This is a genomic window from Corynebacterium lubricantis DSM 45231, assembly GCF_000379425.1.
In the GTDB taxonomy this organism is placed as follows: Bacteria; Actinomycetota; Actinomycetes; order Mycobacteriales; family Mycobacteriaceae; genus Corynebacterium; species Corynebacterium lubricantis.
The window spans coordinates 122,597-148,020 of record NZ_KB902226.1 but is presented as its reverse complement, the minus strand read 5'-3'; the positions used below and the strand labels follow the sequence as shown (position 1 = coordinate 148,020).

General features: G+C 58.6%; 23 protein-coding genes. 12 read left to right on the top strand and 11 right to left on the bottom strand.

Annotated elements, in window-relative coordinates:
* Positions 1-31: 31 nt before the first annotated feature.
* Positions 32-796, bottom strand: coding sequence for a 3'(2'),5'-bisphosphate nucleotidase CysQ (locus A37O_RS0111210; RefSeq protein ID WP_018297597.1), 765 nt, complete (start codon positions 794-796; stop codon positions 32-34).
* A gap of 50 nt (positions 797-846) precedes the next feature.
* Here A37O_RS0111210 and A37O_RS0111205 point away from each other — a divergent pair, with 50 nt between their 5' ends.
* Entirely contained in the window at positions 847-5,475 is a 4,629-nt protein-coding gene (locus tag A37O_RS0111205) for an ATP-dependent helicase (protein WP_018297596.1), read from the top strand.
* Positions 5,476-5,500: 25 nt separating this feature from the next.
* Positions 5,501-6,298 (top strand): DNA-formamidopyrimidine glycosylase family protein, encoded by a 798-nt coding sequence (locus A37O_RS0111200; protein WP_018297595.1) that lies wholly within the window; start codon positions 5,501-5,503, stop codon positions 6,296-6,298.
* Positions 6,299-6,302: 4 nt separating this feature from the next.
* Here A37O_RS0111200 and A37O_RS0111195 read toward each other — a convergent pair whose 3' ends face one another.
* Positions 6,303-6,968: a DedA family protein gene (locus A37O_RS0111195; protein ID WP_018297594.1), complete on the bottom strand. Its 666-nt coding sequence runs from the start codon at positions 6,966-6,968 to the stop codon at positions 6,303-6,305.
* Positions 6,969-7,128: 160 nt separating this feature from the next.
* Between A37O_RS0111195 and A37O_RS0111190 the strand changes: the two genes are divergently transcribed.
* Positions 7,129-7,542 (top strand): YccF domain-containing protein, encoded by a 414-nt coding sequence (locus tag A37O_RS0111190; RefSeq protein WP_018297593.1) that lies wholly within the window; start codon positions 7,129-7,131, stop codon positions 7,540-7,542.
* Here A37O_RS0111190 and A37O_RS0111185 read toward each other — a convergent pair.
* Positions 7,532-9,022 carry a glutamate-cysteine ligase family protein gene (locus tag A37O_RS0111185; RefSeq protein ID WP_018297592.1) on the bottom strand — a complete coding sequence of 497 codons (1,491 nt, stop codon included), beginning with the start codon at positions 9,020-9,022 and terminating at the stop codon, positions 7,532-7,534. The genes A37O_RS0111190 and A37O_RS0111185 overlap by 11 nt on opposite strands.
* A gap of 116 nt (positions 9,023-9,138) precedes the next feature.
* Positions 9,139-10,773 (bottom strand): glucose-6-phosphate isomerase, encoded by a 1,635-nt coding sequence (gene pgi, locus A37O_RS0111180; protein WP_018297591.1) that lies wholly within the window; start codon positions 10,771-10,773, stop codon positions 9,139-9,141.
* Positions 10,774-10,865: 92 nt separating this feature from the next.
* Here pgi and A37O_RS0111175 point away from each other — a divergent pair, with 92 nt between their 5' ends.
* Positions 10,866-11,201 carry an antibiotic biosynthesis monooxygenase family protein gene (locus tag A37O_RS0111175; protein ID WP_018297590.1) on the top strand — a complete coding sequence of 112 codons (336 nt, stop codon included), beginning with the start codon at positions 10,866-10,868 and terminating at the stop codon, positions 11,199-11,201.
* 32 nt (positions 11,202-11,233) lie between these two features.
* Here A37O_RS0111175 and A37O_RS0111170 read toward each other — a convergent pair whose 3' ends face one another.
* Positions 11,234-11,533 carry a chorismate mutase gene (locus A37O_RS0111170; protein ID WP_018297589.1) on the bottom strand — a complete coding sequence of 100 codons (300 nt, stop codon included), beginning with the start codon at positions 11,531-11,533 and terminating at the stop codon, positions 11,234-11,236.
* A gap of 70 nt (positions 11,534-11,603) precedes the next feature.
* On the opposite strand from A37O_RS0111170, the gene pcrA reads away from it, so the two are divergent.
* Positions 11,604-13,913: a DNA helicase PcrA gene (gene pcrA / locus A37O_RS0111165; protein ID WP_026196323.1), complete on the top strand. Its 2,310-nt coding sequence runs from the start codon at positions 11,604-11,606 to the stop codon at positions 13,911-13,913.
* Here the strand turns inward: pcrA and A37O_RS0111160 are convergent, their stop codons facing one another.
* Both A37O_RS0111160 and A37O_RS0111155 read right to left on the bottom strand, forming a co-directional pair.
* The gene (locus A37O_RS0111160; protein WP_018297587.1) at positions 13,914-14,597 is read right to left on the bottom strand and encodes a M23 family metallopeptidase; all 684 of its coding nucleotides are present in this window, start codon (positions 14,595-14,597) and stop codon (positions 13,914-13,916) included. It lies immediately after the preceding gene.
* Between the two features lie 380 nt (positions 14,598-14,977).
* A complete protein-coding gene (locus A37O_RS0111155) occupies positions 14,978-15,706 on the bottom strand; it encodes a M23 family metallopeptidase (RefSeq protein WP_018297586.1) in 729 nt (242 codons plus the stop codon).
* A 196-nt stretch (positions 15,707-15,902) separates the two neighbouring features.
* Between A37O_RS0111155 and A37O_RS15420 the strand changes: the two genes are divergently transcribed.
* The 7 genes from A37O_RS15420 (at position 15,903) to A37O_RS15410 (ending at position 23,811) form a co-directional block, all read left to right on the top strand.
* Positions 15,903-17,444 carry a cell division protein PerM gene (locus tag A37O_RS15420; RefSeq protein ID WP_342661961.1) on the top strand — a complete coding sequence of 514 codons (1,542 nt, stop codon included), beginning with the start codon at positions 15,903-15,905 and terminating at the stop codon, positions 17,442-17,444.
* Between the two features lie 65 nt (positions 17,445-17,509).
* Positions 17,510-18,103 carry a TetR/AcrR family transcriptional regulator gene (locus A37O_RS0111145; protein WP_018297584.1) on the top strand — a complete coding sequence of 198 codons (594 nt, stop codon included), beginning with the start codon at positions 17,510-17,512 and terminating at the stop codon, positions 18,101-18,103.
* Positions 18,104-18,582: 479 nt separating this feature from the next.
* Entirely contained in the window at positions 18,583-19,866 is a 1,284-nt protein-coding gene (locus A37O_RS0111140; RefSeq protein WP_425386901.1) for an MFS transporter, read from the top strand.
* 104 nt (positions 19,867-19,970) lie between these two features.
* Positions 19,971-20,570: a phosphoribosylglycinamide formyltransferase gene (gene purN, locus A37O_RS0111135; RefSeq protein ID WP_033378096.1), complete on the top strand. Its 600-nt coding sequence runs from the start codon at positions 19,971-19,973 to the stop codon at positions 20,568-20,570.
* A gap of 4 nt (positions 20,571-20,574) precedes the next feature.
* Positions 20,575-22,128, top strand: coding sequence for a bifunctional phosphoribosylaminoimidazolecarboxamide formyltransferase/IMP cyclohydrolase (purH, locus tag A37O_RS0111130; RefSeq protein WP_018297581.1), 1,554 nt, complete (start codon positions 20,575-20,577; stop codon positions 22,126-22,128).
* Positions 22,129-22,368: 240 nt separating this feature from the next.
* Positions 22,369-22,920, top strand: a complete 552-nt coding sequence (locus tag A37O_RS15415; protein WP_156802586.1) for a hypothetical protein — start codon at positions 22,369-22,371, stop codon at positions 22,918-22,920.
* Positions 22,921-23,811 (top strand): serine hydrolase family protein, encoded by an 891-nt coding sequence (locus A37O_RS15410; protein ID WP_018297579.1) that lies wholly within the window; start codon positions 22,921-22,923, stop codon positions 23,809-23,811.
* 11 nt (positions 23,812-23,822) lie between these two features.
* Here the strand turns inward: A37O_RS15410 and A37O_RS0111115 are convergent, their stop codons facing one another.
* From A37O_RS0111115 to rpmG, 4 genes are all read right to left on the bottom strand, one after another.
* Positions 23,823-24,506, bottom strand: a complete 684-nt coding sequence (locus A37O_RS0111115; protein WP_018297578.1) for a TetR/AcrR family transcriptional regulator — start codon at positions 24,504-24,506, stop codon at positions 23,823-23,825.
* Positions 24,507-24,686: 180 nt separating this feature from the next.
* Positions 24,687-24,935 (bottom strand): 30S ribosomal protein S18, encoded by a 249-nt coding sequence (gene rpsR, locus A37O_RS0111110; protein WP_018297577.1) that lies wholly within the window; start codon positions 24,933-24,935, stop codon positions 24,687-24,689.
* A 15-nt stretch (positions 24,936-24,950) separates the two neighbouring features.
* On the bottom strand, positions 24,951-25,256 hold the full coding sequence (gene rpsN, locus A37O_RS0111105) for a 30S ribosomal protein S14 (RefSeq protein ID WP_018297576.1): 306 nt from the start codon (positions 25,254-25,256) through the stop codon (positions 24,951-24,953).
* Positions 25,257-25,259: 3 nt separating this feature from the next.
* On the bottom strand, positions 25,260-25,424 hold the full coding sequence (rpmG, locus tag A37O_RS0111100) for a 50S ribosomal protein L33 (RefSeq protein WP_018297575.1): 165 nt from the start codon (positions 25,422-25,424) through the stop codon (positions 25,260-25,262).

The following is a 25,424-nucleotide window of genomic DNA, read 5'->3' as shown; positions in this document are numbered from 1 at the left end:
TGTGACTAGGGCCCTCGTCGTCAAGCAAATGTTAATTCTCGAAAGTGCCGTGCTCGTCGTAGAACCCCTGGGCGAGCTCGAGGATCTGATCCGCGAGTTCTGGGCGGCAGATCAACAAGTCAGGGATATAGGTGTCCGAGTTGTTGTAGCGCAGCGGCTCGCCATTGAGGCGGGAGGCGTGCAGACCGGCAGCGAGCGCGACGCCGACGGGTGCGGCCTGGTCCCACTCGTACTGACCACCGGCGTGGATATATGCATCGTGGTCGCCGAGAAGTACGTGCATCGCCTTCGCACCAGCTGAGCCGATACCCTCGACCTCGTAGCCGAGGCCGTCTGCAATGTGCTTGGAAACAGCGGGAGGGCGGTTGCGAGAGATGGCGATCTTGCCAGCAAATGGGCCGTTGACGTAGCGCACGTCAGAGGACTTGAACACAACATCAAGGTCGGGCAGGCCGACGGCGGCATGGGTGGGAACACCGTTTTCTACGAGTGCGATGTGTACGGCCCAGTCCTGGCGACCGGTGGCGAACTCCTTGGTGCCGTCGAGCGGGTCGACGATCCACACCCTGTCCTTGCCCAGACGCGCCGGGTTGTCTGCCGCTTCCTCCGACAAGAAACCATCATCGGGGCGGTGCTGGCGCAGCACACGCGCGATCCAGTTTTGGGCGAGGTCATCGCCGGCTTCGCCGAGCTCGCGGCCACGCAGGAGGCCCACGCCACGAATACCTTTGAGAATTTCCCCTGTGCCTTGGGCGATCAGGTTGGTCAGCCGAGAGTCAGAGTACTGAGCGGTCATAACCCAAACATTACCGTGGAAGTGTCGATCGCGGGGGCTAAAGTAGTCCCATGAGCGATTTCATCCTGGACCGTTTCTACCCGCAGGTAGCCACGTGGTTTCGGGAGGTCTTCGCGGCTCCGACGGCGGTGCAGGCACAGGCGTGGGAATCGATCTCGGCAGGCGAGAACTCGCTTGTTGTCGCGCCGACGGGCTCCGGTAAGACATTGGCTGCGTTCTTGTGGTCGCTGAATTCCCTGGTAGAGCGCGCCGGCCAGCAGGTGTTGCCCATTGGCCAGCCCGCAGGTTCGCAGACGCGCGGCGTGAAGGTTCTCTATATTTCCCCGCTGAAGGCCCTCGGCGTGGACGTACAAAATAACCTGCGCGCACCACTCAACGGCATCGCGCGGGTCGCCGAACGCATGGGTAGGCCCATGCCGGATATTTCGGTCGGAGTGCGTTCGGGCGATACCCCGCAGGCCGAGCGCAACCGCCAGGTGCGCAAGCCACCAGATATTTTGATCACCACACCTGAGTCGGCCTACCTCATGCTCACCAGCAAGGCGGCTGCGATCTTAAAAGACGTAGACACCGTCATCATCGACGAGATCCACGCGCTCGCCGGCACGAAGCGGGGTGTGCACCTCTCGCTCACTCTCGAGCGGTTGCGCCTGATCGCGGGCGACTTCCAGCGCATCGGGCTCTCCGCAACCGTGCGCCCACTGGATGCGGTAGCAAACTTCCTCGGCCGCAACACCACCATTATCAACCCGCCCGCCGAGAAGCGCTGGGAGCTCAACGTCCGCGTCCCCGTCGAGGACATGAGCGACCTACCCGTGCCCGAGGATGCCTCCACCATCGGCGAGGCAATTATCGACGATCGCCTGAACGAGCTTGATCCGGGCGTAGATCCCGGCGCGGGCCCCACAGCCGCCTCCAGCATTTGGCCGCATATTGAGGCGCAGCTCTACGACGAGATCATGGCGCACCGCTCCACCTTGGTGTTCGTGAATTCCCGGCGCACCGCGGAGCGGCTGACCTCCCAGCTCAACGAGCGCTGGGCCCGGGAGCACGATCCGGATTCATTGTCCGCCACCTTGCGTCGCCCGCCAGCGCAGGTGATGGTTCCCAGCGATACCGCGGGCCATGCCGCTCCCGTGATCGCGCGCGCCCACCACGGCAGCGTGTCCAAGGACGAGCGTATCCTTACCGAGACCATGCTCAAGGAGGGCTCGCTGCGTGCCGTCGTTGCCACGAGCTCGCTGGAGCTGGGCATTGACATGGGCGCGGTGGACCTCGTGGTGCAGGTGGAATCACCGCCCTCGGTGGCCTCCGGCCTGCAGCGAGTGGGTCGCGCCGGGCACTCCGTCGGTGCTACCTCCCACGGTTCCTTCTACCCGAAACACCGCTCCGACCTGGTCCAAACAGCGGTCACGGTGCCCCGGATGCGTGAGGGCCAGATCGAGGAGCTGCACACCCCGAAGAACCCGCTGGATGTGCTGGCACAGCAGACGGTGGCAGCCGTGGCTGTCGAGGACCTAGACGTGGACGACTGGTACGAGACCGTTCGGCGCGCCTGGCCCTACCGCGACCTCGCCCGCGAGGTCTACGATTCGGTGATTGACTTGGTCACAGGTGTATACCCATCGACAGACTTTGCCGAGTTGCGTCCCCGCGCGATCTTGGATGGCACCGTGCTCAAAGCTCGCCCCGGCGCGCAACGCGTTGCCGTGACCAATGCCGGTACGATCCCAGATCGCGGCATGTTCGGTGTGTTTCTCGTCGGTGGGGAAGCAGGCTCCGCACCCCGGCGCGTGGGCGAGCTCGACGAGGAGATGGTCTACGAGTCCCGGGTCGGTGATGTGTTCACGCTCGGCGCGTCGAGTTGGCGCATAGAGAACATCACGCGCGACCAGGTGCAGGTCTCGCCCGCGCCGGGCCACACCGGGCGCCTGCCGTTTTGGACAGGCGATACGCTTGGCAGGCCGTATGAGCTGGGTAAGGCACTTGGTGCTTATCGACGAGAGGTGCACTCCGATTCGGCCCTCGTCGATAAGAGCCTCGACGCGTATGCCCAGGGCAATCTGCTGCGCTACCTGGATGAGCAGGAGGAAGCTACGGGCACGATCCCGGATGAGAAAACGCTGGTGCTGGAGCGATTCACCGACGAGCTGGGGGATTGGCGCGTGGTGCTGCACACCCCATTTGGCAAGGGCGTTAACGCTGCGTGGGCGCTGGCCACGGGCTATCGGATCTCGCAGGAAACCGGGATGGATGCCCAGGCCGTCGCCGGCGACGACGGGATCGTGCTGCGTCTGCCGCAGATGGACAAGGAGCCGGACGCCTCCCTTTTTATCTTCGAAGCCGACGACATCGCGGACATCGTCACCGAGCAGGTAGGCAACTCGGCGCTCTTCGCCTCGCGTTTTAGGGAGTGCGCGGCTAGGGCTTTGCTGCTGCCGCGCAGGAACCCCGGCAAGCGCGCGCCCTTGTGGCAGCAGCGCCAGCGCGCGGAACAACTCTTGGATGTCGCGCGGAAATACCCGAGTTTCCCGATCATTCTGGAGACTGTGCGCGAGTGTCTCCAGGATGTCTACGACCTGCCCGCGCTCCAGGAAGTGATGGGGGATCTAAACACCCGTCGCATCCGGGTCGCCGAGGTGACCACCGAGCAGCCCAGTCCCTTCGCCTCGAGCCTGCTATTCAATTACACGGGCGCGTTCATGTACGAGGGCGATACTCCGCTGGCAGAAAAGCGCGCCGCGGCGCTCGCCCTGGACCCTTCGCTATTGGCCAAGCTGTTGGGCACCGTCGAGCTGCGCGAACTGCTCGATCCGGAGATCATCGCCGAGGTGGATGCGAATCTGCGTCGCGTGGGCAAGGCGCAGACCTCGGAGCAGTTCGCGGATACGTTGCGCATGACAGGGCCAGTGCTTATCGACGATTTGCCTACCTACACCTCAGTGCCGCTGACTTTCTTGGAAGATTCTCTGGGGCAGCGTGTGATGCGGGTGCGCATTGGCGGACGTGAGCATTTTGCGCAGTCCCTGGATGCACCCTTGTTGCGCGACGGGCTGGGAGTGCCGGTTCCCCCTGGGGTGGCGGCGCAGCAGGACACGATCCAGGATGCGCTCGCGCAGCTGGTGAGCAGGTGGGTGCGCACCCGCGGTCCCTTTACCCTCCGCGAGCTGGCCGCAGCGTTCGGGCTGGCTATCGGCGCTGCCTATTCCGCGCTGCAACCGCTGGTCGATGCCGAGAAAGTGGTCGAGGGACGCTTCCGCCAGGGCATCGACGAACAGGAATACTGCGCGGCCGAGGTCTTAAGAATCATTCGCACGCGCTCGCTGGCGGCGGCGAGGGCGCAAACCAGGCCGGTGTCTCAGTCCGCATTCGCGCGCTTCAGCGTGGATTGGGCCAACGTCGCACCGGTGGGTACCAGGGCCGCGCTGCGCGGAGCCGATGGCGTGTACACCACACTGGAACAGCTCGCCGGGGTGCGCCTGCCTGCCAGCGCCTGGGAGTCGGTGGTGCTGCCCAGCCGAGTAGGGGATTACAACCCCACAATGTTGGATCAGCTCACGCTGTCCGGCGAGGTGCTCATCGTGGGTGCAGGCAAGGCCGGGGCGCGCGACCCGTGGATCATGCTGCTGCCCGCCGATTATGCGGAGCAGTTAATCCCGCAGGTTGAGGAACCGGTGCTCAGTCTGACCCAGCAGCACATCATGGAACGCATGCACGCAGGCGGCGGGTTCCTCTTCTCCGACTTGCTGGAAAACACGGATACCGACGAGCTGCGCGAAGCGATGTGGGACCTGGTGGAGGCAGGGGTCATTGCGCCGGATTCCTACGCACCGATCCGCACGAGGCTTGCGGGAGGCAAGACAGCTCATAAGGTAAAAAGGCGCCCGTCGCGCTCGCGGATCCGGACGGGGCGCACGAACTTTTCCCCTGTCACCCCGCCCGACATGGTGGGCCGATGGGCGGCTACTCCGTCCCCAGACACGGATGTAACGCAGCGCTCGCTGGCCCAAGGAGAGGCCTGGCTGGATCGCTATGGCGTGGTCACTAGGGGTTCGGTCGTCTCCGAGAACGTGCTCGGCGGATTCGCGCTGGCCTACAAGGTGCTCTCGGGCTTCGAGGAATCGGGCAAGGCGATGCGCGGCTACCTGGTGGAGGGGCTCGGCGCCTCGCAGTTCTCCACACCAGCGGTGATTGATAGGTTGCGCGGGCACCAGGACACCGACGACGTGATGGGCTGGCCCTCGGGGACGCGCGAACCACAAGTGCACGTGTTGGCAGCGACTGACCCGGCCAACCCTTACGGTGCCGCGCTTCCGTGGCCAGAGCAAGGGCCCACCAGGGCGGCGGGAGCGCTTGTGGTGCTCATCGACGGGCTACTCGCAGCCCATGTCACCCGCGGCGGGAAGACCCTGACCACGTTTTTTGATAGCTTTCCCGCGGGTATTGAGGATCCGATGCCGCAGGTCATCGCAGCGCTGGCCGATGTGGTGGCGAAGGGGCTGGTCCAACCACTCAACGTGGAACGAGTCAACGGCGAGTCGGCCTATATCCTGCGCGATTTCGGCGCAGAAGTTACCCCACGCGGCGCGAAGATAACGGGGCGCAGGCGATCGTCGCAAAGCAAAAACCGTGGTCGCAGCTACGCTGAGGCCATCGACGAGCTGAACTTCGACGACTGACGGGGCGCGATTATGATGAGGGGCTATGCCCGAAGGTGATTCAGTCTATCAGCTGGCCAAGCGCCTAAAATTGATGGAAGGCCGCGAGGTCACGGCGACCTCGATACGCTGGCCCAGCTATGCCACTGTGGACTTCTCGGGGTTGACGTGCACGCGGGTGTGGCCCTACGGGAAGCACCTGTTCATGCAATTCGGCAACGATATCCTGCAGACGCACCTGAAAATGGAAGGCTCGTGGTCGATCCACAGGGCCGGCGCGAAGTGGAGGAAACCGGGGCACGCGGCGCGGGTGGTCTTACAACTTGCCGACGAGCCCCGCGACATCGAGCTGGTGGGATTCTGGCTGGGGCTCGTGGAGGTGTTCCCCGCGCGGGAATACCACGAGCGGGTGAGTTATCTGGGCCCGGATATTTTGGAACCGGAGTGGGACATCGACGAGGCCCTGAGCAGGATCGAGGCACAGCCAACGCAGACGATCGGCCAGGCACTGTTAGATCAGAAGAATCTTGCAGGTCTGGGTAATGAGTACCGGGCGGAGATCTGTTTTATTGCCGGTGTGCACCCGAAAACCAAGGTGCGCGACGTGAATGTGCGCCGCATCCTGGAGATTTCCAGGCGGTTGATTTGGGCCAATAAAGACTCCCCGGTGCGCGTGACCACTGGGATCAAGCGCGCCGGGGAAACAAGCTATGTATTTGGCAGAAACAACAAGCCGTGCAGGCGGTGTACGACGTTGATTCAGAAGGATTTCTTGGGTGGCGACGGCGACCTCGAGCGCGTAATTTGGTGGTGCCCGCAGTGCCAGCCTCTCCAGGGAAAATAGGGGGTTAGCGCTCCGGTACTTGCTCCCAGTCGCCGGTATCAGCCGGGAAATCAGGAGCATTCTTCCGCTTGTTGTGGCGCACGATCAGGTAAATCAATACTGCGACCAAGATGATCAGAATCAGCGCATAGATGACGTTGGAGTACTGGTTAACGTAGCCCTCAACCTTTGTGTACTGATCGCCGAGAATGTATCCCAAGTAGATCAGCAGCGCGTTCCAAATACCGGAGCCCAGCAATGTCCACAGACCGAACTTGAACAGGTTCATCCTGTCGATGCCCGCGGGGATAGAGATCAAGGAACGCACACCCGGGATGAGGCGACCGAAGAACACCGAGGCAGAACCGTACTTATCAAACCAATTCAGGGCCTTGGTCACATCTTGTGCCTCAACCAGCCACATCCAATCGGCGATTTTGCGCAAGCGGGCGGCGCCCAGCCAGGCCCCGAGCCCGTACAAAATAAAGGCACCAACCACCGAGCCTGCCGTTGCCCAGATGAAGGTACTGACCATGTTCAGCGAGCCCTGCGCGATGGTGAAACCTGCAAGTGGAAGAACGACCTCGGAAGGGATCGGAGGGAAGAGATTCTCCAACAAGATGGCGATGCCGACGCCAGGTGCGCCAAGGATCTCCATCAAGCGGACGATCCAGTCAATTATTCCCTGCACGTGGGGCTCCTTCTACGAAATCTGCAGTAGCGTCAAACAACCTTTATTATGCTCCCATTGAGCAAGAGGGATGCTATCCAGAACGCCCGTGTGGCTATATTCGTTCTCGTTTCACCTATTTTTCCCAGGAAATCGGCAGCCATCCGAATATGCTGTAGCTATGAATCTGATTCTGAACATCATCTGGTTTGTCTTCGGTGGCATCTGGTTAGCCCTGGGCTATTTCCTGTTCGGGATTATCGCCTGCCTTTTTGTGGTCACCATTCCCGCCGGTATCGCGTCATTCCGAATGGCCAAGTTCGCACTCTGGCCATTCGGCCGCTCCGTTATCCAGCCGCTCGGCGGGACGGGCGGGTTTTCCACCATCGGCAATGTGATCTGGTTTATTGTCGCAGGCCTCTGGCTCGCCATCGGCCATGTGACCACGGCAGCCGCCCAAGCGGTCACCATCATTGGCATCCCGCTGGCGATTGCCAATATTCGGATGATCCCGGTGACGTGTTTCCCATTCGGTCGCCGCATCGTCGACAGCGACCGCATCCCCGTGGGCTGGGAACCCATGATCAAGATGTAGTGGGGATCTTCCAGGTATGCACGGGGTCGCCGCCGCGCTGGTTGCCCAGGTAGTCACTTAACATCCGCGTCAACGCTTCACGACGATCGGGCGTATCCGGTAGCGTGCCGCGACCATAGTGCTTCAGCGCCGCCAGCTGCCAGGAAGCCCCGTTTTGGCGGGTGTGGGCACGCTCAGCAATGATGCCCAGGTATTCGTCGATAAGCGGTGGCGCAACGTGCAACTCCTGGAGGCCTTCCCGTGCCTGCGGCAGGAGATGCTCCGTGACCAGCGTCGACGCATTGATTCTGCCCAGGGTTGGCCACCTCAAGCGCGAATAGAGGCCATGCTTCGCGGCCGCGTAGAAATTACTTGTGGCCTCCTCGAATGTCAGGCGCGACCACACCGGGCGGTTCTGCTCCGCGAGATATTTCACCATGCCGTAGTAGAAGGCCGCGTCGGCGACGATGTCCGCCACAGAGGGACCCGCCGGAAGCAGGCGGTTTTCAACACGGATGTGGGACAGGTCCCCGCTCGGATCATAAATCGGGCGATTCCAGCGCCACACCGTGCCATTGTGCAAGTTCAGGTAGTGCAGGGCAGGGGAGTCGCCGTCCATCATGGGGGTGCCTGAGGTGGAGCGGTTCTCGGGCAGAAGCGGGGAGAAGTAACGGACGTTTTCCTCGAAGAGATCGAACACGCTGGTAATCCAGCGCTCGCCGAACCAGACGCGGGGGCGCACACCCTGGGTGAGCAGCTCGTCGGTACGCGTATCGATGGACTGCTGGAACACCGCAATGCGCGACTCGTGCCAGAGGCGATGCCCCAAAAACAGTGGCGAATTCGCGCTCAGCGCGACTTGGACCGCGGCGATCGCCTGCGAGGCGTTCCACACATCGGCGAACCGGTTCGGGGCGACCTGCAAGTGCAACTGGATCGAGGTGCACGACGACTCGGGCGCGATGTCTTCAAACTCATGTTTGTAGTGCTCCTCGCCCGTAATGTTGATGGGCAAAAGCTCACCGCGAGAGGAGATGATCGCGTTGTTGAGCGCAAGATAACGATTCTCCTGGGTCATCCAGGCGGGATCTTCCAGGAATTCCGTGGTGAGCGTGGGCAGGGTGCCAATCATGGCCACGCGTGCTCCTGCATTGGTTGCGGCCACGCGGACGTTCTGCAGGCGTGCGTCGAGGCCCTGGTGAAGCTTATGCAACCCGTCCCCGGCAAGGGAGAGCGGTGGGTGATTGAGCTCCACGTTGTACGCGCCGATTTCCGACTGGTATTCGTCGGACAGCTGCGCGAGAACTTCCTGATTGCGCGTGGTTGGTTGCAAATCATCGCCCACCAGGTTGAGCTCAAGCTCGAGCCCGATGGTGCCCTGATCGATGAATTCCGCATCTTGGAGGTGCTTGTCGAAGATTTCTAGGTCATCCATCAACCGCTTGCGATACGTGCTGCGTTCACGCGGGGTATAAGTGTCTGAAGAAACTGCGTCGCCCATGCCGTTATTTTACCCGCTACCAGCAGGAACGAACAGAAAAATACAGAAATTGCCCCCGCATTGTTGCTGCATTATTGGCAGTTGCGGGGGAAATTGGTTGAGTTACTTCTTCAGTGCTACTTCTTCGAGCGGTACCAATTAATCAATGCATCGGTGGATGTGTCACCGGTGTTGGCCTCTTCAGCACCGGAGACTGCGCCGGCGAGCTGGTTTGCCTGCTGCTTGCCCAGCTCCACGCCCCACTGGTCGAAGGAGTTGATATCCCAAATCACGCCTTCGGTGAACGTGATGTGCTCGTAGAGAGCAATCAATGCACCGAGCGTGTGCGGGGTGAGCTCCTCGGCGAGGATGGTGGTGGTGGGGCGGTTGCCCGGCATGACCTTGTGTGGCGCCAATTCCTCCGAGACACCTTCGGCCTTGATTTCCTCTTCGGTCTTACCGAAAGCAAGGACCTTGGTCTGGGCGAAGAAGTTGCCCATCAAAAGGTCGTGCATGGAACCTTCGCCGCTGGCGGTAGGCAGGTCGGCCTTCGGCGTTGCGAAACCGATGAAGTCAGCTGGGATCATCGAGGTGCCCTGGTGGATGAGCTGGTAGAAAGCGTGCTGACCGTTGGTACCCGGCTCGCCCCAGAAAACTTCGCCCGTGTCATAGGTGACAGTGGTTCCGTCGTGGCGCACCGACTTCCCGTTGGACTCCATGGTCAGCTGCTGCAGGTAGGCGGGGAAGCGACCAAGGTCCTCGGAATAAGGCAGGACTGTATGTGACTGGGCACCGTAGAAGTTGCGGTACCAAACGTTGATCAAGCCCATCAGCGCAGGGACATTCTGGCGCAGCTCCGTGGTGCGGAAGTGCTCGTCCATGTCAGAGAAACCGGACAGGAAGCGCATGAAGTCCTGCGGGCCAATCACGGCCATCAGTGACAGGCCGATGGCAGAGTCTACGGAGTAGCGGCCGCCAACCCAGTCCCAGAACCCGAACATGTTCTTGGTGTCGATTCCGAACTCGGCCACCTTCTCGGCGTTGGTGGACACCGCGACGAAGTGCTTCGCAATGGCGGACTCGTCGCCGTTGAACTGCTCGAGCAGCCAGCGCTTCGCGGCGTGGGCATTCGAGAGGGTTTCCTGGGTGGTGAAAGTCTTGGAAGCCACGATGAACAGCGTCGACTCTGGGTCGGCGTTGTCCAAGACGCTGGTCATATCAGCAGGGTCAACATTGGAGACGAATTCAGCGGTAATGCCGGCGGTGGCGTACGCGCGCAGCGCCTTGGTTGCCATTGCCGGGCCGAGATCAGACCCGCCGATACCAATGTTGACAACCTTCTTGATTGTGCGGCCCGTGTGGCCCAGCCAGTCACCCGAGCGCAGCGCAGAGGCGAAATCACGCATGCGGCCCAGGACTTCGTGGACATCGGCGGCAACGTCCTGGCCGTCGACTGCAAGGTCCTTTTCTACCGGAAGGCGCAGTGCTGTATGCAACACGGCACGATCCTCGGTGTTGTTAATGTGCTCGCCCGAAAACATCGCTTCGGTCTTCTCTTTCAGCTGTGCTTCCTCAGCGAGCGCGACCAACGCGTCGAGCGTGGCATCGTCGATCAAGTTCTTCGACAAGTCCACGTGCAGACCGGCTGCGTCGAACGTGTAGTTCTGGGCTCGATCACCTTCTGAGAAGAGGGTACGCAGGGTGGCATCCTTCTTCTCCCCATAAAGTTGAGTGAGCTTTTCCCAGGCTGCAGTGCTTATGATATCCGACATACTTCCTCCAGATTGGTGACTTCTTACCTACCAAACTTAGTGAAAAAAGATAGTTCGCGCGCAGTAACTGAAACGCGGGCATACTGGGTTCCATGAGCATTGTGAAGATTAACGCGTTGACCGTCCCAGAAGCGGCAGCGAGCACGCTGGAAGAACGTTTTGCAGCACGAAAGAACGCCGTCGATTCGGCACCAGGTTTTGAAGGATTCCAGCTTCTTCGCCCAGTCGCAGGCGAGGACCGCTACTTCGTGGTCACGCGCTGGAAGGACGAAGAGTCCTACGCGGCATGGCGCGACGGCGACGCCAGGGCAGCACACGGTCGCCCACAGCAGGAGGGCGCCGAAGGGGATGCACCTCGCAAGCCAGCAGCCACGAACTCCGAGTTGCTCGAGTTCGAGGTAGTGCTCGATTCCACCGACGGAAAATAATTAACGACGACCACGAGGCGCGGACTCCGGGGTTAACCGAGTTTTCCGCGCCCTAAACGCAACAAAATACCCGCGAGGTTCGGGCCCTCTTCGCCGAGCTCCTCGCGGAACTGATTAATGATGGCCACCTCTCGGGTGTGCACCAAGCGCGTGCCACCCGAACCCATGCGGGTTTTACCAATTGCCTGCGACACCTTTGTGCGGCGTTTTACCGCATCAAGGATGACCTGATCGAGTCGATCGATCTCCTTGCGGTACTCCTGAATCTCAGCATCCGAAAGTGGATCATCGGTGCCCGACGGCATGCGGATTTCAAGATTGTCATCACTCATGACACTTATTGTGCCATGCGGTTGGTGCTTAGTCGCAATGTCTCGTGCAACTAGTAGGTTTATGTACATCATGACTCCAGATCTGACTTTGGGCCTTAATCCACAACAAACTGCCGCAGTGGAGCACACAGGCAGCCCACTTCTCATTGTCGCTGGCGCCGGCTCCGGAAAAACAGCGGTGCTCACTCGTCGTATAGCGCACTTGCTTACTCATCGTGGCGTCGCGCCGTGGCAGATCTTGGCCATTACCTTTACAAATAAGGCAGCGGCCGAGATGAAAGAGCGCGTAGCCAGCCTAATCGGCCCGCAGGCGGAAAGGATGTGGGTCGCTACATTTCACTCCGTGTGCGTGCGCATTTTGCGCCAGCAGGCACAGCTCGTGCCTGGGCTGAACACGAATTTCACCATTTATGATTCGGATGATTCACGGCGTCTTCTGACCATGATTGCCAAGGACATGAACTTGGATTTGAAGAAGTTCAGCGCTCGGGCTCTCTCGAATGCGATTTCGAATCTCAAAAACGAGTTGATTGACCCGGACCAAGCGCACGCTGACGCCGATCGGACGAAGAACTTGTTCGAACTCACCGTGGCAGAGGTATACGCGGACTATCAGCGTCGCTTGCGTGCCTCCAACGCTGTCGATTTCGATGACTTGATCGGCGAAGTCGTCCGCATTTTCAAACAGCATCCGCAGGTCACCGACTATTATCGTCGGCGCTTCCGCCACGTGCTCGTGGACGAGTACCAGGACACCAACCACGCGCAGTACGAATTGATTCATACGCTGGTCGGGGACGGTCCGGATGCACCAGAACTGGCGGTTGTGGGTGATAGTGATCAGTCGATCTATGCGTTCCGCGGGGCGACAATCCGCAATATCGAGGAATTCGAGCGTGATTACCCGAACGCGACCACGATCTTGCTGGAGCAAAACTATCGCTCGACGCAAAATATTCTGGAAGCGGCCAACGCTGTGATCTCTCAGAATGAGGGGCGCCGTCCCAAGAGTTTGTGGACGGATCACGGCGCCGGTGACAAGATCGTGGGCTACGTCGCCGACAATGAACACGACGAAGCTCGGTTTATCGCCAGCGAGATTGATGCCCTATCGGATCAGGGACGTCGCTACTCAGACATCGCGGTCATGTATCGCACGAACAATTCCTCTCGTGCGCTCGAGGACATTTTTATCCGCTCGGGCATTCCCTACAAGGTGGTCGGCGGTACCAGGTTCTATGAACGCCGCGAGATCCGTGACATTGTGGCGTACTTGCGCGTTATTGATAATCCGGATGACACGGTGAGCCTGCGGCGCATTATTAACGTGCCCAAGCGTGCGATCGGGGATAAGGCACAGGCGATGGTGGCGCTTCACGCCGACAACCACAACATCAGCTTTGGCAAGGCACTGCGCGACGCGCAAAACGGCAACGTGGAAATGCTGGCCACTCGCGCGAAAAACGCCATCACCAGCTTTCACGAAATGATGGATACAGTTCGTGCGGAGCTGCCGGAGATGACCAACGAGGTCACCGGCATGCCGGATCTAGGCTTGTTGGTGTCGCGCATCTTGGATATCACGGGCTATAAGGCGGAATTGGAGGCGTCCAACGATCCACAAGATGGAGCACGCCTGGATAACGTGAACGAGCTGGTGTCGGTGGCGCGGGAGTTTTCTAGCGAAGCGGCCAACCTTTTGGCCTACGATGACGCGCCAGAGCTAGAAGAGGGGGAGCCGCAGCCCGGTTCGCTGCAGGCCTTCCTTGAGCGGGTTTCGTTGGTGGCGGACGCCGACCAGATTCCCGATAACGATCAGGGAGTGGTCACGTTGATGACCTTGCACACTGCCAAAGGCCTCGAGTTCCCGGTGGTCTTCGTTACCGGCTGGGAGGACGGGCAGTTCCCGCATCTGCGTGCATTGGGGGACCCAGCTGAACTCGCGGAGGAGAGGCGTCTTGCCTATGTCGGAATCACCCGCGCGAGGGAGCGTCTCTACCTAACACGTGCGATGCTCCGCTCGTCGTGGGGCAATCCGGTGACCAACCCTGCCAGTCGCTTCCTCGTGGAAATCCCTTCGGATCTCATCGACTGGCGGAGGGAAGAGCCCACCTATAGCTATTCGTCTAGTGCGTGGGGGACACCGCACCAGCCGAAGCCGTCTCGCCCGCAGCGTACCCAAGCGCCGAAATCGAGCATGAAGGTAAATAAGAACCTGAAGCTCGATGTGGGCGACAAGGTCAACCATGCAAAGTATGGTCTCGGCACGGTGATGGCAGTCGACGGTGCCGGAGCGCGGGAGACCGTGACCATCGACTTTGGTTCGGCGGGAACGGTTCGCCTGATGCTCATCGGTGGCGTTCCCATGGAGAAACTCTGATTAGCTAATCAGAATGCCGCGCTCGGCGAACCACGGGCGTGGATCAACTGGTGTGGAACCATTGGGCTTGATCTCGAAGTGGAGATGAGGTCCGGTGGAGCGGCCTTCGCTACCGACCGCGGCGATGACATCACCGGCTGAGACCTGCTGGCCGACGGAAACGTTATAGGACGCCATGTGGCCGTAGACAGACTTTTCGCCGTTGGAGTGCTCCAACACGACCCAATTGCCGAAGCCCGTTGCTGGGCCAGCGTTGACAACGGTGCCATCCATCACGGCACGGATTGGGGTGCCAAGTGGTGCCGCGATATCAATTCCCTGGTGCGTCGCGCCCCAGCGGGCACCAAAGCCCGAAGTAAAGGTGCCCTCGGAAGGTAGGATGACTCGACGGCCCTGGGTGTCCATGCCTTCCTGATGCATGATCGGGTAGGTAGGCTCGGCTTCTTCTGGGATGTATTCGTCGAGAGTACGAGGGTCGTACACAATCGAGTAGCCAGCGGCCGAGATGGTCGCTCCGGTTGATGAGATTTCGACCGTTGCATCCGTGATTGCGGAGAGTATGGAATTAAGATCGGTGATCGGAGCTCCGTCGATGTTGACGTTGAGCCCTTGAGCCTGTGCCTGAGCCGTAGGGGCAAAGACCACTGCGGCAGCGGTGGCGAGTGCAAGTATCCGGCGTTTCATATCGGTCCTTCTCGTGGTGCGACAAAAATAAAGCAGCCCTGTGGGCACAACGACTCTTAAGATAACGCTGGTATCACGGCCCCGCAATGCGTTGACGTGCTGTTTCGGTGGAAAGTAAGCTCGCTGGTTATCGAAAATGCCAGTATAACGATTCGAACTAGAGTGTTTAAATTGGCTAAAGAAAGTTTTGTGAATAGAGTTAAATAAGGGGTAGTTGGTGGGGGTGACCCCTTAAGTGAACGGTGTGTCGCTGCGCAATTTCGTCTTGCTCGCACGGTGTGAAGGTCTCCGAACCTCACTTATACAGACAGCAAAAACCGCACCACGCGAAGCGTGATGCGGAGTGAGGTAGATATATTAAGGAATAAATTCCCCGAGATTTACAGCGAGATACCGTGCTGTGCGAGCCAAGGCTGTGGGTCAACTGGGCCCGAACCTGCTGGGTGGTACTCAAAGTGCAGGTGGGAGCCGGTGGAGAAGCCCTCGCTGCCCATGCCCGCAATCTTTTGGCCGGCGGTAACTGCCTGGCCAACAGCGACGTCAAGGCTGGACATGTGGCCGTACAGAGTGGTGGATCCGTCGTCGTGAAGGATCTTGATCCAGTTGCCGTAACCGGAGGCTGGGCCCGAAGCAGTTACGACGCCATCCATGGCGGCGAGGATCGGGGTGCCAATTGGGGCAGCGATGTCGATGCCCTGGTGGATCGTGCCCCAGCGTGGGCCGTATCCGGAAGTGAAGGCGCCCTCTGCAGGCTTCACTACGGAAGGTGCGCGCAGGGCCAGGTCGGCTTCAACGCGCTCGGAGGAGGCTGCGACGGCCTTTTCCAGCTGCTCGGAAACATTGGCGGTTGGTTTGTATTCGGAGATCGCAAGGATCTGTGGGGCTGCCTGCTGGACCTGATCGACAACGTCGGAGGCGACGTTGGTGAGCTCGTAGTCAGCGACGGATGATTCAGGCGATGCCTGGAGCGTCGCAGCTGCTGCACCACTGATGCCAGCAGTGGAGACTGCACCGGTTGCTACAGCAACCAAAGCGACGCGACCCTTGTTTGGGCTTTGCTTGCGGTGCTTGCCACCAGTAGTGCTGGCGTTAAGTGTCGAATTACGCATGTAACCTCATTTTGTCTGTCTACGATCACGGTTCCGTGTTGTGATCGTAACCATCTTGTTATCTACCGAGAGGTAACATTAGCGTTTCGGTTCGGTGGGGGCAACTAAATTGGTGGAAATTGCTTTATAGTTCGATGCTTAAGAATCGTTACAAGGTCATCTTCGGTCGTGTCCAAGCGCATCTTGGGCGCGCTTCATGGAACACTTAATTGCGATGAGTAAGAAGTCCAGCCCTCGATCCGGTTCCGTGCGGAAGTCGTCGACGCGTGCCCTTTCGGGGGTCCGGCGACCACGCGTTAATGTGAAAGCGCCGCAGAAAAAGGCGCCGATTGCTCCGACGAATCAACGTGAGCGAATCCGCCAATACTTGCCGGTGGTATTAATTCCAAACCTTGTAATTGTGCTGGCCATCATCGTAATTGCTTTCGCTGGTATTTTATTTTCCGCTGGAAGTTTTTCAACGTTGCCGGCATTGATTGCCGAATCGTGGTTTGCGGTCCATCTCGTGCCGATAACTTTTGACGGTGTCACTCTCGGCGTTCTGCCATTGTTGCCCGCAATCGGAATCGTCATACTTTTATCGCGTCGGGTTCATCGCGCGGTAAAAGATCGGGTGAGCGTATTGGATTTGTATACGCTCGCAGGTTTAGTGCTTGTGATTCCACTCACATTGTCTGGAATTGCCTGGTTTATGGTCTGGGATGCAGCCCAAGTTTTCCCGGTTGAGCCCCCTTCTGTACTACTGACTCTCGTCCAACCCGCGATCATTCACCTCGCCGGCCTTGTGCTTGGAATGGGGCCAACGTTGTGGAAGTTGCTCGCGCGACGCTCATCGGTACCTGAAGGAATTGTCACCGGTGCTCATGCGGCGTGGAAGATTATTACCCGACTCACACTTGTCTCTGCCGGTGTGTACCTTGTCCTCCTTGCGGCAGGCTACGAGCGGCTCTCGGAACTTCTTGCTGCCTACCCAATTCTTTCGAGCGCTGGCGCTGCTGGTCTGATCGTTGCGTGTGTTTTGTACCTGCCCAACGCCGCGATCGCCACGCTCTCCACACTGCTCGGTGGCGACTTTGCTATTGGTGCAGGTCACGTCAGTCTGTTCTCTATTGACTTGGTGCCACTGCCGGTGTTTCCGCTCTTCGCAGCCATTCCGGGCACGGCAGCGACATGGGCACCGGCGCTAATGCTGATTCCACTTGCAGTGCTGATCCACTTTGTGGCCAAGCGAAGCTGGGATGTGATCAGTGCTGCCAGCACCGCAGTTTTCTCTGGCCTGTGGGGGCTGCTTGTGGCATATCTTGCTTCGGGAGAGCTCGGCGGATATGGCTTTAGTGGGCCAACGCTGTGGTTGATGGCGCTGCTCTTGCTTGTTTGGGTTGGCGTAATTGTCTTCGTTTCTTGGGGTGTGGCGGCGTTCCGTCAGCGTAGAACCACCCAATTAGACTCCGACGACGATCCGGATCAGAACGATCTGGATTACGACGATGAAGTCCTCGAAGAGTATGAGCAACAGGAAAATCCGGAGGAGGGCGAGGTACTGGAAGAGGAGGAAGAACCGGAAGAAGAGGAAGAGGAAGTCGTCGAAACGCTCGATGACGATGCCTCCGATTCGGATGACTTGCCTGCGGATGACGATGAACAAGGCCCTGAAGCTGTGGAACTAGATGGGTTAGAAGATTCAGAAGTAGCGGAAGGCTCCGACGAAGTGGACCCTGAGCATTCCCAGGAAAAATAGTCTTCGTATTGCTCGCCGAGGGCGATTTCTGCCGTCCCCAACCCCAAGAGAATAGGTGCAGCACGATGTCATCACGTAAAGAAGCGAAAGACCAACGTCGAAGAGAGCTTCTTGTCGCTGCCGCCGACATCATGGCATCGAAGGGATTTAATCAGACGCGTTTCGACGATGTCGGGGCTGCAGTGGGCATCTCTGGGCCGGGACTTTATCGCTACTTTTCGAGCAAGGGCGACTTGCTTGCGGAAATGCTCATCGAGATCTCCACTAGTTTGTTGGAGAATTCCACTCAGATCGTCACTGCAGCACGGGAAGAAGGCACGAATCCAACTCAAGCGCTGCGACGCCTCGTAGATTTTCACGTAGATTTCGCCATTACTCAACCCAACCTGATCCGCGTGCAACAGCGCGAGATGATGAACCTTGAAAAAGAGGCCTCCGAGAAGGTGCGCTCCTTGCAGCGTGCCTATCTCCGGTTGTGGTCAGATGTGTTGTTGGCGGCGCGACCGGAACTCGGCCGGAAAGAGGCGCGCCTGCGAGCCCAACTTGCCTCGGGACTGGTTACCTCTGTGCAGTTTGTGATCCATTGGGCAGGAGAAGACCTGGTGCGCACGCAGGCAACCCAGATGGCGATATCGGCATTGCTTGCCGACGGCGAATAGGCACGCTTTTTCGGACTAAGCACTGACTCAGCACCTCAGCCGGGGCGGTGCGGTTTAAGCAAGCATGAATACCGTGTCAAATATGTAGACCAAATAAGTCGGCCTATTTGGCAGGGTGTTGAGAATCTAGCGAAGTTCCCCCTTTGCAACACTTTCAGTTAGTGAAGAATTACTCAAAAGTGCCAAATAGGGCCAGGTAAAAACTATTTCATAAACGGGGTAATTCTAAAGTTGTATAAAGGGAAATAATTAAAACCTCCTATTCGACTAATGAATCCGCTGATATAAATAGGTCTACATTGTGATGTGGCTCATAGACCTTATGTGTGTGGTGTCTGCAACGCATCCATCTACCGAAAGTTGAGAACCGAATGTCAGTTAAGTCAGTGACCAAACCGCCATCTCTAGCGTCATCGGCAGGCGCAGTCCATGAAGAGGGGTGGAAGTCCCCCAAGCATCGACGCACCGTGCTCGCGGTCATGGCCATCATCTTCACCGCGATGGTCTTCGACGGCTATGACATCGTCATCTACGGAGCCATCCTGCCATCCCTGCTTTCCGATCCCTCCCAGATCGGCCACCTCAGCCCGACCGTTGCAGGAAGCCTCGGCTCCTACACCATGATCGGTATCTTTATCGGTGCACTTGGTGCGGGTGCAATTGGAGATCGCATCGGACGACGAAAGATGATGATTGTCGCACTCGTGTGGTTCTCGCTCGGAATGGCACTTGGCGCAATGGCGACTTCCATTGCATTCTTCGGTGCGACGCGCCTGTTCACCGGATTGGCGCTTGGCGTGATTACCGCGGGCGGTGGCGCTGTGATTGCAGAATTTGCGCCGGCGCACCGCCGCAACTTTTTCAATGCCATCGCCTACACGGGTGTCCCAGTTGGTGGCGTCGTTGCTTCCTTCTTTGCGCTGTGGTTCGAGGGCGCTATCGGTTGGCGTGGGCTTTTCCTCATCGGCGCGACTCCGTTGCTCTTCCTGGTCCCACTTGCCTTCTTCTTCCTGCCGGAATCCCCGCGTTGGCTGATGAGTGTGGGCAAGATCGCTCGTGCAGAAGCGATCTGCAAGAAGTACGACCTGCCAACGCAGCAGTTCATTCGAGTTGAATCCGCAGAAGATAAGCCTGTGGGAGTGGAAACGAAAAAGCAGAAGGTCGGAATGGCGGCGATCTTCTCCAAGAAATTTGTGGTTGCAACACTGCTGATCGGATTCATGAGTTTCATCGCGATCATGGCGACCTACGGTTTGAACACCTGGTTGCCACAGATTATGCAGATCAACGGAATGTCTGCGGAGGCATCGCTGTACTCGCTCGTCGCACTCAATGGCGGTGCCGCGATTGGTACTCTCGGAGCTGCGAAAATTGCTGACAAGATTGGTCCCAAGCCTGTGATCATCGCGACGTTCACCATTGCGGCGGTGTGTTTGTTCGCACTCCCGTACCTCACTTCAGCAGCCATGATCTACGCGGCCATCGCAATTACCGGCGTAGGTGTGATGGGCACCCAGATCCTCATCTATGGCCTGACCGCGAATCACTTCCCAACACGCGCCCGCCAGGCGGGCATGTCCTGGGCAGCTGGCTTCGGTCGCCTCGGCGGAATCCTCGGCCCACTGCTCGGTGGCATTATTATCTCCCTCGGGCTGGGAACCTCGGATGCATTCCTTGTCTTCGCGGTGACCGCAGTGCTCGGCGGAATCTGCACCATAGTATTAAGGACTAACAAGCACACAGTCGTGAAGCGCTCAGAGTAGAGCCAGGGCAAGGAGTGGCTGTCGTGTCTTCAGATGCGGCAGCCACTTCGTCGTAAAGCGAGCTGGGACGTGGCACTTTTACCAGTGACCATGGCCTAAGGGCTATGATTATTTCCGTGACTAGCCAGCAAGGAATATCCATAACCGCATTGGTTTCCGGTACAGGAACCCTCCTGCAGTCCATTTTGGACAATCAGGATTCCCATTATCACGTCAATCTCGTCGTCGCGGACGTGGAATGTCGCGCGCTCGAGAGGGCGCAGCGTGCAGGGATTCCCACTCGCGTTGTCGAAATGGAGCAGGATCGAGATGCGTGGAACGTCACTCTCGCAAATGCCGTAGCTGAAGCAAACCCTGACCTTGTTGTGTCAGCGGGCTTCATGAAGATCTTGGGGGAGGGCTTCCTTTCCCATTTTGAGGGCCGGACGATTAACACTCATCCGGCTCTTCTTCCGTCTTTCCCTGGTGCCCACGCCGTGCGCGATGCCCTCGCATACGGGGTCAAGGTCACCGGCTCGACGGTACACTTTGTGGATAAGGGCGTCGATACCGGCGAAATTATCGCACAACGCGCTGTTGATGTACTGGAAGATGATGATCAAGCCTCGTTGCACGAGCGCATTAAAGTTGTCGAGCGCGAGCTGATCGTTGAGGTCCTTCGCTCCGCTGCGATTTCACCCACCGATAGGAAGGTTAAGTTTTAATCCCATGAGCCAAAACCGCACTCCGATTAAACGCGCACTGATTAGCGTCTACGACAAGACCGGTCTGGAAGAACTTGCACAGGCACTGGGTGAGGCAGGTGTCCAGATTGTCTCCACGGGCTCGACGGCAGCTCGCATCGCTGATGCCGGCGTGCCGGTCACTCAGGTTGAGGAACTGACCGGATTCCCAGAGTGTCTTGAAGGCCGTGTGAAAACTCTGCACCCACGCGTGCATGCCGGCATTCTCGCCGACACCCGCAAGCAGGACCACATGGACCAGCTCAAGGAGCTTGAGGTTGAGCCTTTCCAGCTGGTTATTGTCAACCTGTACCCATTCGCTGAGACCGTCGCATCGGGCGCAAGCTTCGACGAGTGCGTCGAGCAGATCGACATCGGCGGACCTTCCATGGTGCGTGCCGCAGCAAAGAACCACCCATCGGTGGCAGTTGTGACCTCGCCTTCGCGCTACCAAGATGTCATTGCGGCCGTCAAGGACGGCGGCTTCGATCTTGATCAGCGCCGCCGCCTCGCGCTCGAGGCATTCCGCCACACCGCAAGCTATGACGTTGCGGTTGCATCGTGGTTGGGCTCCGAGCTTGACGACGAGACGTGGACCGGTTTCACCTTCGAGTCGGCTACGCCACTGCGCTACGGTGAGAACCCCCACCAGGCAGCGAAGCTGTTCTCCGACGGCACTGGCCTGGCTGGCGCTACGCAGCACAACGGCAAGGAAATGTCCTACAACAACTACCAGGACGCCGACGCCGCATGGCGCGCGGCCTGGGACCACGACCGCGCATGCGTTGCCATTATTAAGCACGCGAACCCTTGCGGAATCGGTGTTTCGGATAACTCCATCGCAGAGGCTCACCGGAAGGCTCACGCTTGTGACCCAATGAGTGCCTACGGCGGCGTGATTGCCTCCAACCGCGAGGTCACCAAGGAACTGGCTGAACAGATCAAGCCGATCTTCACCGAGGTCATCATCGCGCCTTCCTACGAAGATGGTGCGATTGAGATCTTGCAGGAGAAGAAGAACCTGCGCGTGCTTGAAGCTGAGGCACCTGTGCGCACCGGCAACGAGATCAAGCAGGTCTCTGGCGGCTTGCTGGTCCAGGAGCGCGACTTCCTCCAGGCAGAGGGCGACAAGGCAGAGAACTGGGAGCTGGCTACCGGCGAGGCAGTCTCCGCTGACGTTCTGGCTGATCTGCAGTTTGCATGGAACGCGATCCGCTGCGTGAAGTCCAATGCCATCCTGGTGGCCAAGGACGGCGCGACTGTGGGTGTGGGCATGGGCCAGGTCAACCGCGTTGACTCCGCGAAGCTCGCAGTGGACCGCGCGAACACCCTCGACGAGGGACGCAACCGCACCAACGGTGCAGTTGCCGCATCCGATGCGTTCTTCCCATTCGCTGACGGTTTCCAGGTTCTTGCTGACGCGGGTGTTACCGCTGTGGTTCAGCCTGGTGGCTCCATCCGCGACGAAGAGGTCATTGCTGCAGCGAAGGAAGCTGGCGTGACCATGTATCTGAGCGGTACGCGCCACTTCGCTCACTAATTTATTGAGAGAATAAGTCATGCCCGGCACCGAGTTGGTGCCGGGCATGACTTATGTGTGGGGCAGAAGGGCCACGATATCTCCTCGGCCTGCGACCCGGAATGGGGTAAGAAACAGGATTCTGAGTCGAAGTTCTCCAACTTGCTTTATATTGCACACTTTCCTGCGACAATTATTTTCAATAATTGACAGCATTTATGATTGCATTGTCAAACGTTAAGCATAGAGGGGATGGGGAACGTGACAAGCGGGAATTCGCAGGGGGAGTGGAACCAGCAGCCGTATGCGCAACAGCAATACGCGCAGCAGGCGTACTCCTACGAACCTCCGCGCCAGAGGCGCAACGGGGCTGTTATCGGTCTGATCATTGTTCTCATCGTGCTTGTGCTCGTCCTGGCTGGAACCCTGGTGTATTGGTTGACGAACAACCAATCGGGCGGTAGGGGCGCAGAGGGATCGACGTCGGGCACCTCGACCGTGGTGGTGATAGAAACCGCGGAGCCACTGGCACCAGAATCTGCTCCATCGCAAGCTCCGGCACCGGCAGAGCCAGTGTTACCCGGCGGTTCGTTGAACACTGCGTGGGCGGGCACTAGCGTCACCAGTGCGCCATTCGTCGAAAATGTGCGCCGAGAATATATTGCCTACCGCAATAGCACCGGAAACGTGAGCGGAAATATTAACGTCTATTCCTCGACGACCGGCCGAAACTACAACATGCGCTGTGTCGCCTCGGGGAATAACATTCGGTGCTCCGGCGGAAATAACGCAGTCGTCTACATCGGTAATTAGATGAAACGGAGTGGGGGACTTCTTCTCGTCGTCACGCTCGCCTTGAGCGGATGCTCGACGCTCCAGCCTGAAAGTGAATCGGCGGATGTCACCGAGTACGTCACGATTACGACTACTCCACGTGCTGCGCCCGATGAGGTGCCGTCAGCGAGCGCCGAAACTAGGACCGAATCAAGCGCGGTCGGAATCGACAACGCTGAACTTAGCGCGATCGTGGATCGAGCCGTAGCGGTCCATGGTGGCAGTGCTGCGATCGCTATATCGAATGGTCAATCAGTCTCTGTTGGAGGTAGTGACTTTGATGCGCCGGCATGGTCGACGATTAAGGTCCCACTGGCGCTAGCTGCACTGAGAGGCAACCCGGCTCAATACGACAACGCTGCTGCTGCGATCACGGAGTCGAATAATGACGCTGCAAACGTCCTCTGGGAATCGCTGGGGACACCGAGTCAGGCGGCGCTGAGCGTTGAATCAGTCCTCTCCGAAGCGGGTTCGCCAATTGCGGTAAACGCAGAGGTGCTTCGTTCAGAGTTCTCGGCTTTTGGGCAAACCCCGTGGTCGACCGCGGAGCAAGCCACTTTTGCAGCGAACCTGGGGTGTGTGCAGGGAGCGGACACCGTCATCGAATTGATGGGCAACATCGACCCATCGCAGAACTATGGATTGACCCAGGTCGCTGGTGTCAGTTCTAAAAGTGGGTGGGGCCCAAATGAAGCGGGCGCCTACGATGTCCGGCAGTTAGCGTTGATCCCCAATTCGTCGGGCACTCTCGGAGTGGCTCTCACAGCTTCACCAGGAGCCGGCACATACGAAGCCGCACAGTCAATGTCGACCCAACTAGCGCAGGAGCTGGTTGGAATAATTGACCAATATTTCGCCGGAGAGTGCTAAACCAGCACTGACTACTTCGCTGCGGCAGTCGCATCGACCTTTTGAATCAGTTCCTTCGTCTGCTCAATGTGGTCGTCGGGGACTTGCGCTTCCAAGGCTTCCAGAACGGCGTCGGCAAGCATGATCGAATAAGGCGGAAGCTCGGGGTTGTTCTTGCTAAACGGCGCCGTGCCGGTGTTATCGCGCATCTCCACGGCAATCAGCGCCATGTGGAAGGGGAGGACCGTCCGCGGGTCGTCGGGGCCCACGAGTTCCGCCGCCAACGACTGGAAGATTTCCTCGAGTGCTTGGCGAGATTCGTGGTATTCGGCGAACTCCTCGGAGGTGGCAATAGGAAGCTGATAAAGGCGACCAATGTTCCAGTTGCTAATGAGCAGGCTGCGTGACTGTGAGGCTACAAGAGCCCACAATTTCATTGCAGGCGTGGCATCAGACTCTGCAAAGTCCTCAGCCATGGCCAGTGCAGGGTCCACGGTCTCTTTCAGCAGCGTCAAGAAGATTTCAGTCTTCGACGGAAAATGGTAATACAGTGAGGCTTGTCGAATGCCCACAGCTTCAGCAATCTGGTGCGTCGATGTGGTGGAGAAGCCTTGAGTTGTAAACAGCTCAGATGCAGCATCGAGAATTTCATCCCGAGCTGTTTTGCCTTTACGGCGGGGCCCACTCTTGCGTGGGCGACCGACTGCACCTGCCATTTCTACCTTTCGTCAAAGATACTTTTCTATAGACCGAAAGATACACCGTTTCTGACGGAATCGGAAAAGGTGCCCCCGAAAGTGCTTAAACCAAATAAAACACCCGTTCCACGCCCGAATGAATCGGGGGTGAAACGGGTGTTTCTCGAACTCTTGCTGCTATCGTCCGAACAACCGTATTTAGCGGCTGGTGAACGGCAGGAGAGCCATTTCGCGTGCGTTCTTCACAGCGGTAGCGACCTGGCGCTGCTGCTGTGGCGTCAGGCCAGTGACGCGACGGGAGCGGATCTTATGGCGATCGGAGATGAACAGACGAAGGGTCTTGATGTCCTTGTAGTCCACCTTCTCAATGCCTTCGGCCTTGAGCGGGTTCTTCTTTGGGCGACGGGACTGCTCAACCCGTGGCTTGCGGTTATTAGTGCGCTTCATTTCAGCAGTTCTCCCTTACCACGAAGACTTACGAACGCCTGGCAGCTCACCGCGGTGAGCCATGCCACGCATGCGGACACGGGACAAACCGAACTTACGGAGGTAACCACGTGGGCGACCATCCTGTGCGTCACGGTTGCGGACACGTGCTGCGGAAGCGTCGCGTGGCTGCTTGTTCAGTTCGAACTGTGCATCCAAGCGGTCTTCGTCAGACGTGTTTGGGTTCTTGATAATTGCCTTGAGTTCAGCGCGACGCTCTGCGTAACGAGCGACAATCTCCTTGCGCTGCTCATTCTTGGCGATCTTTGACTTCTTAGCCATAAATTATCGCTCCTCGCGGAATTCGACGTGCTTCTTAGCAATCGGATCGTACTTCTTCAAAGAGATACGGTCCGGGTTATTGCGCTTGTTCTTACGGGTTACGTAGGTGTAACCGGTGCCCTCAGTGCTCTTGAGCTTGATGATAGGGCGGATGTCATTACGTGCCAT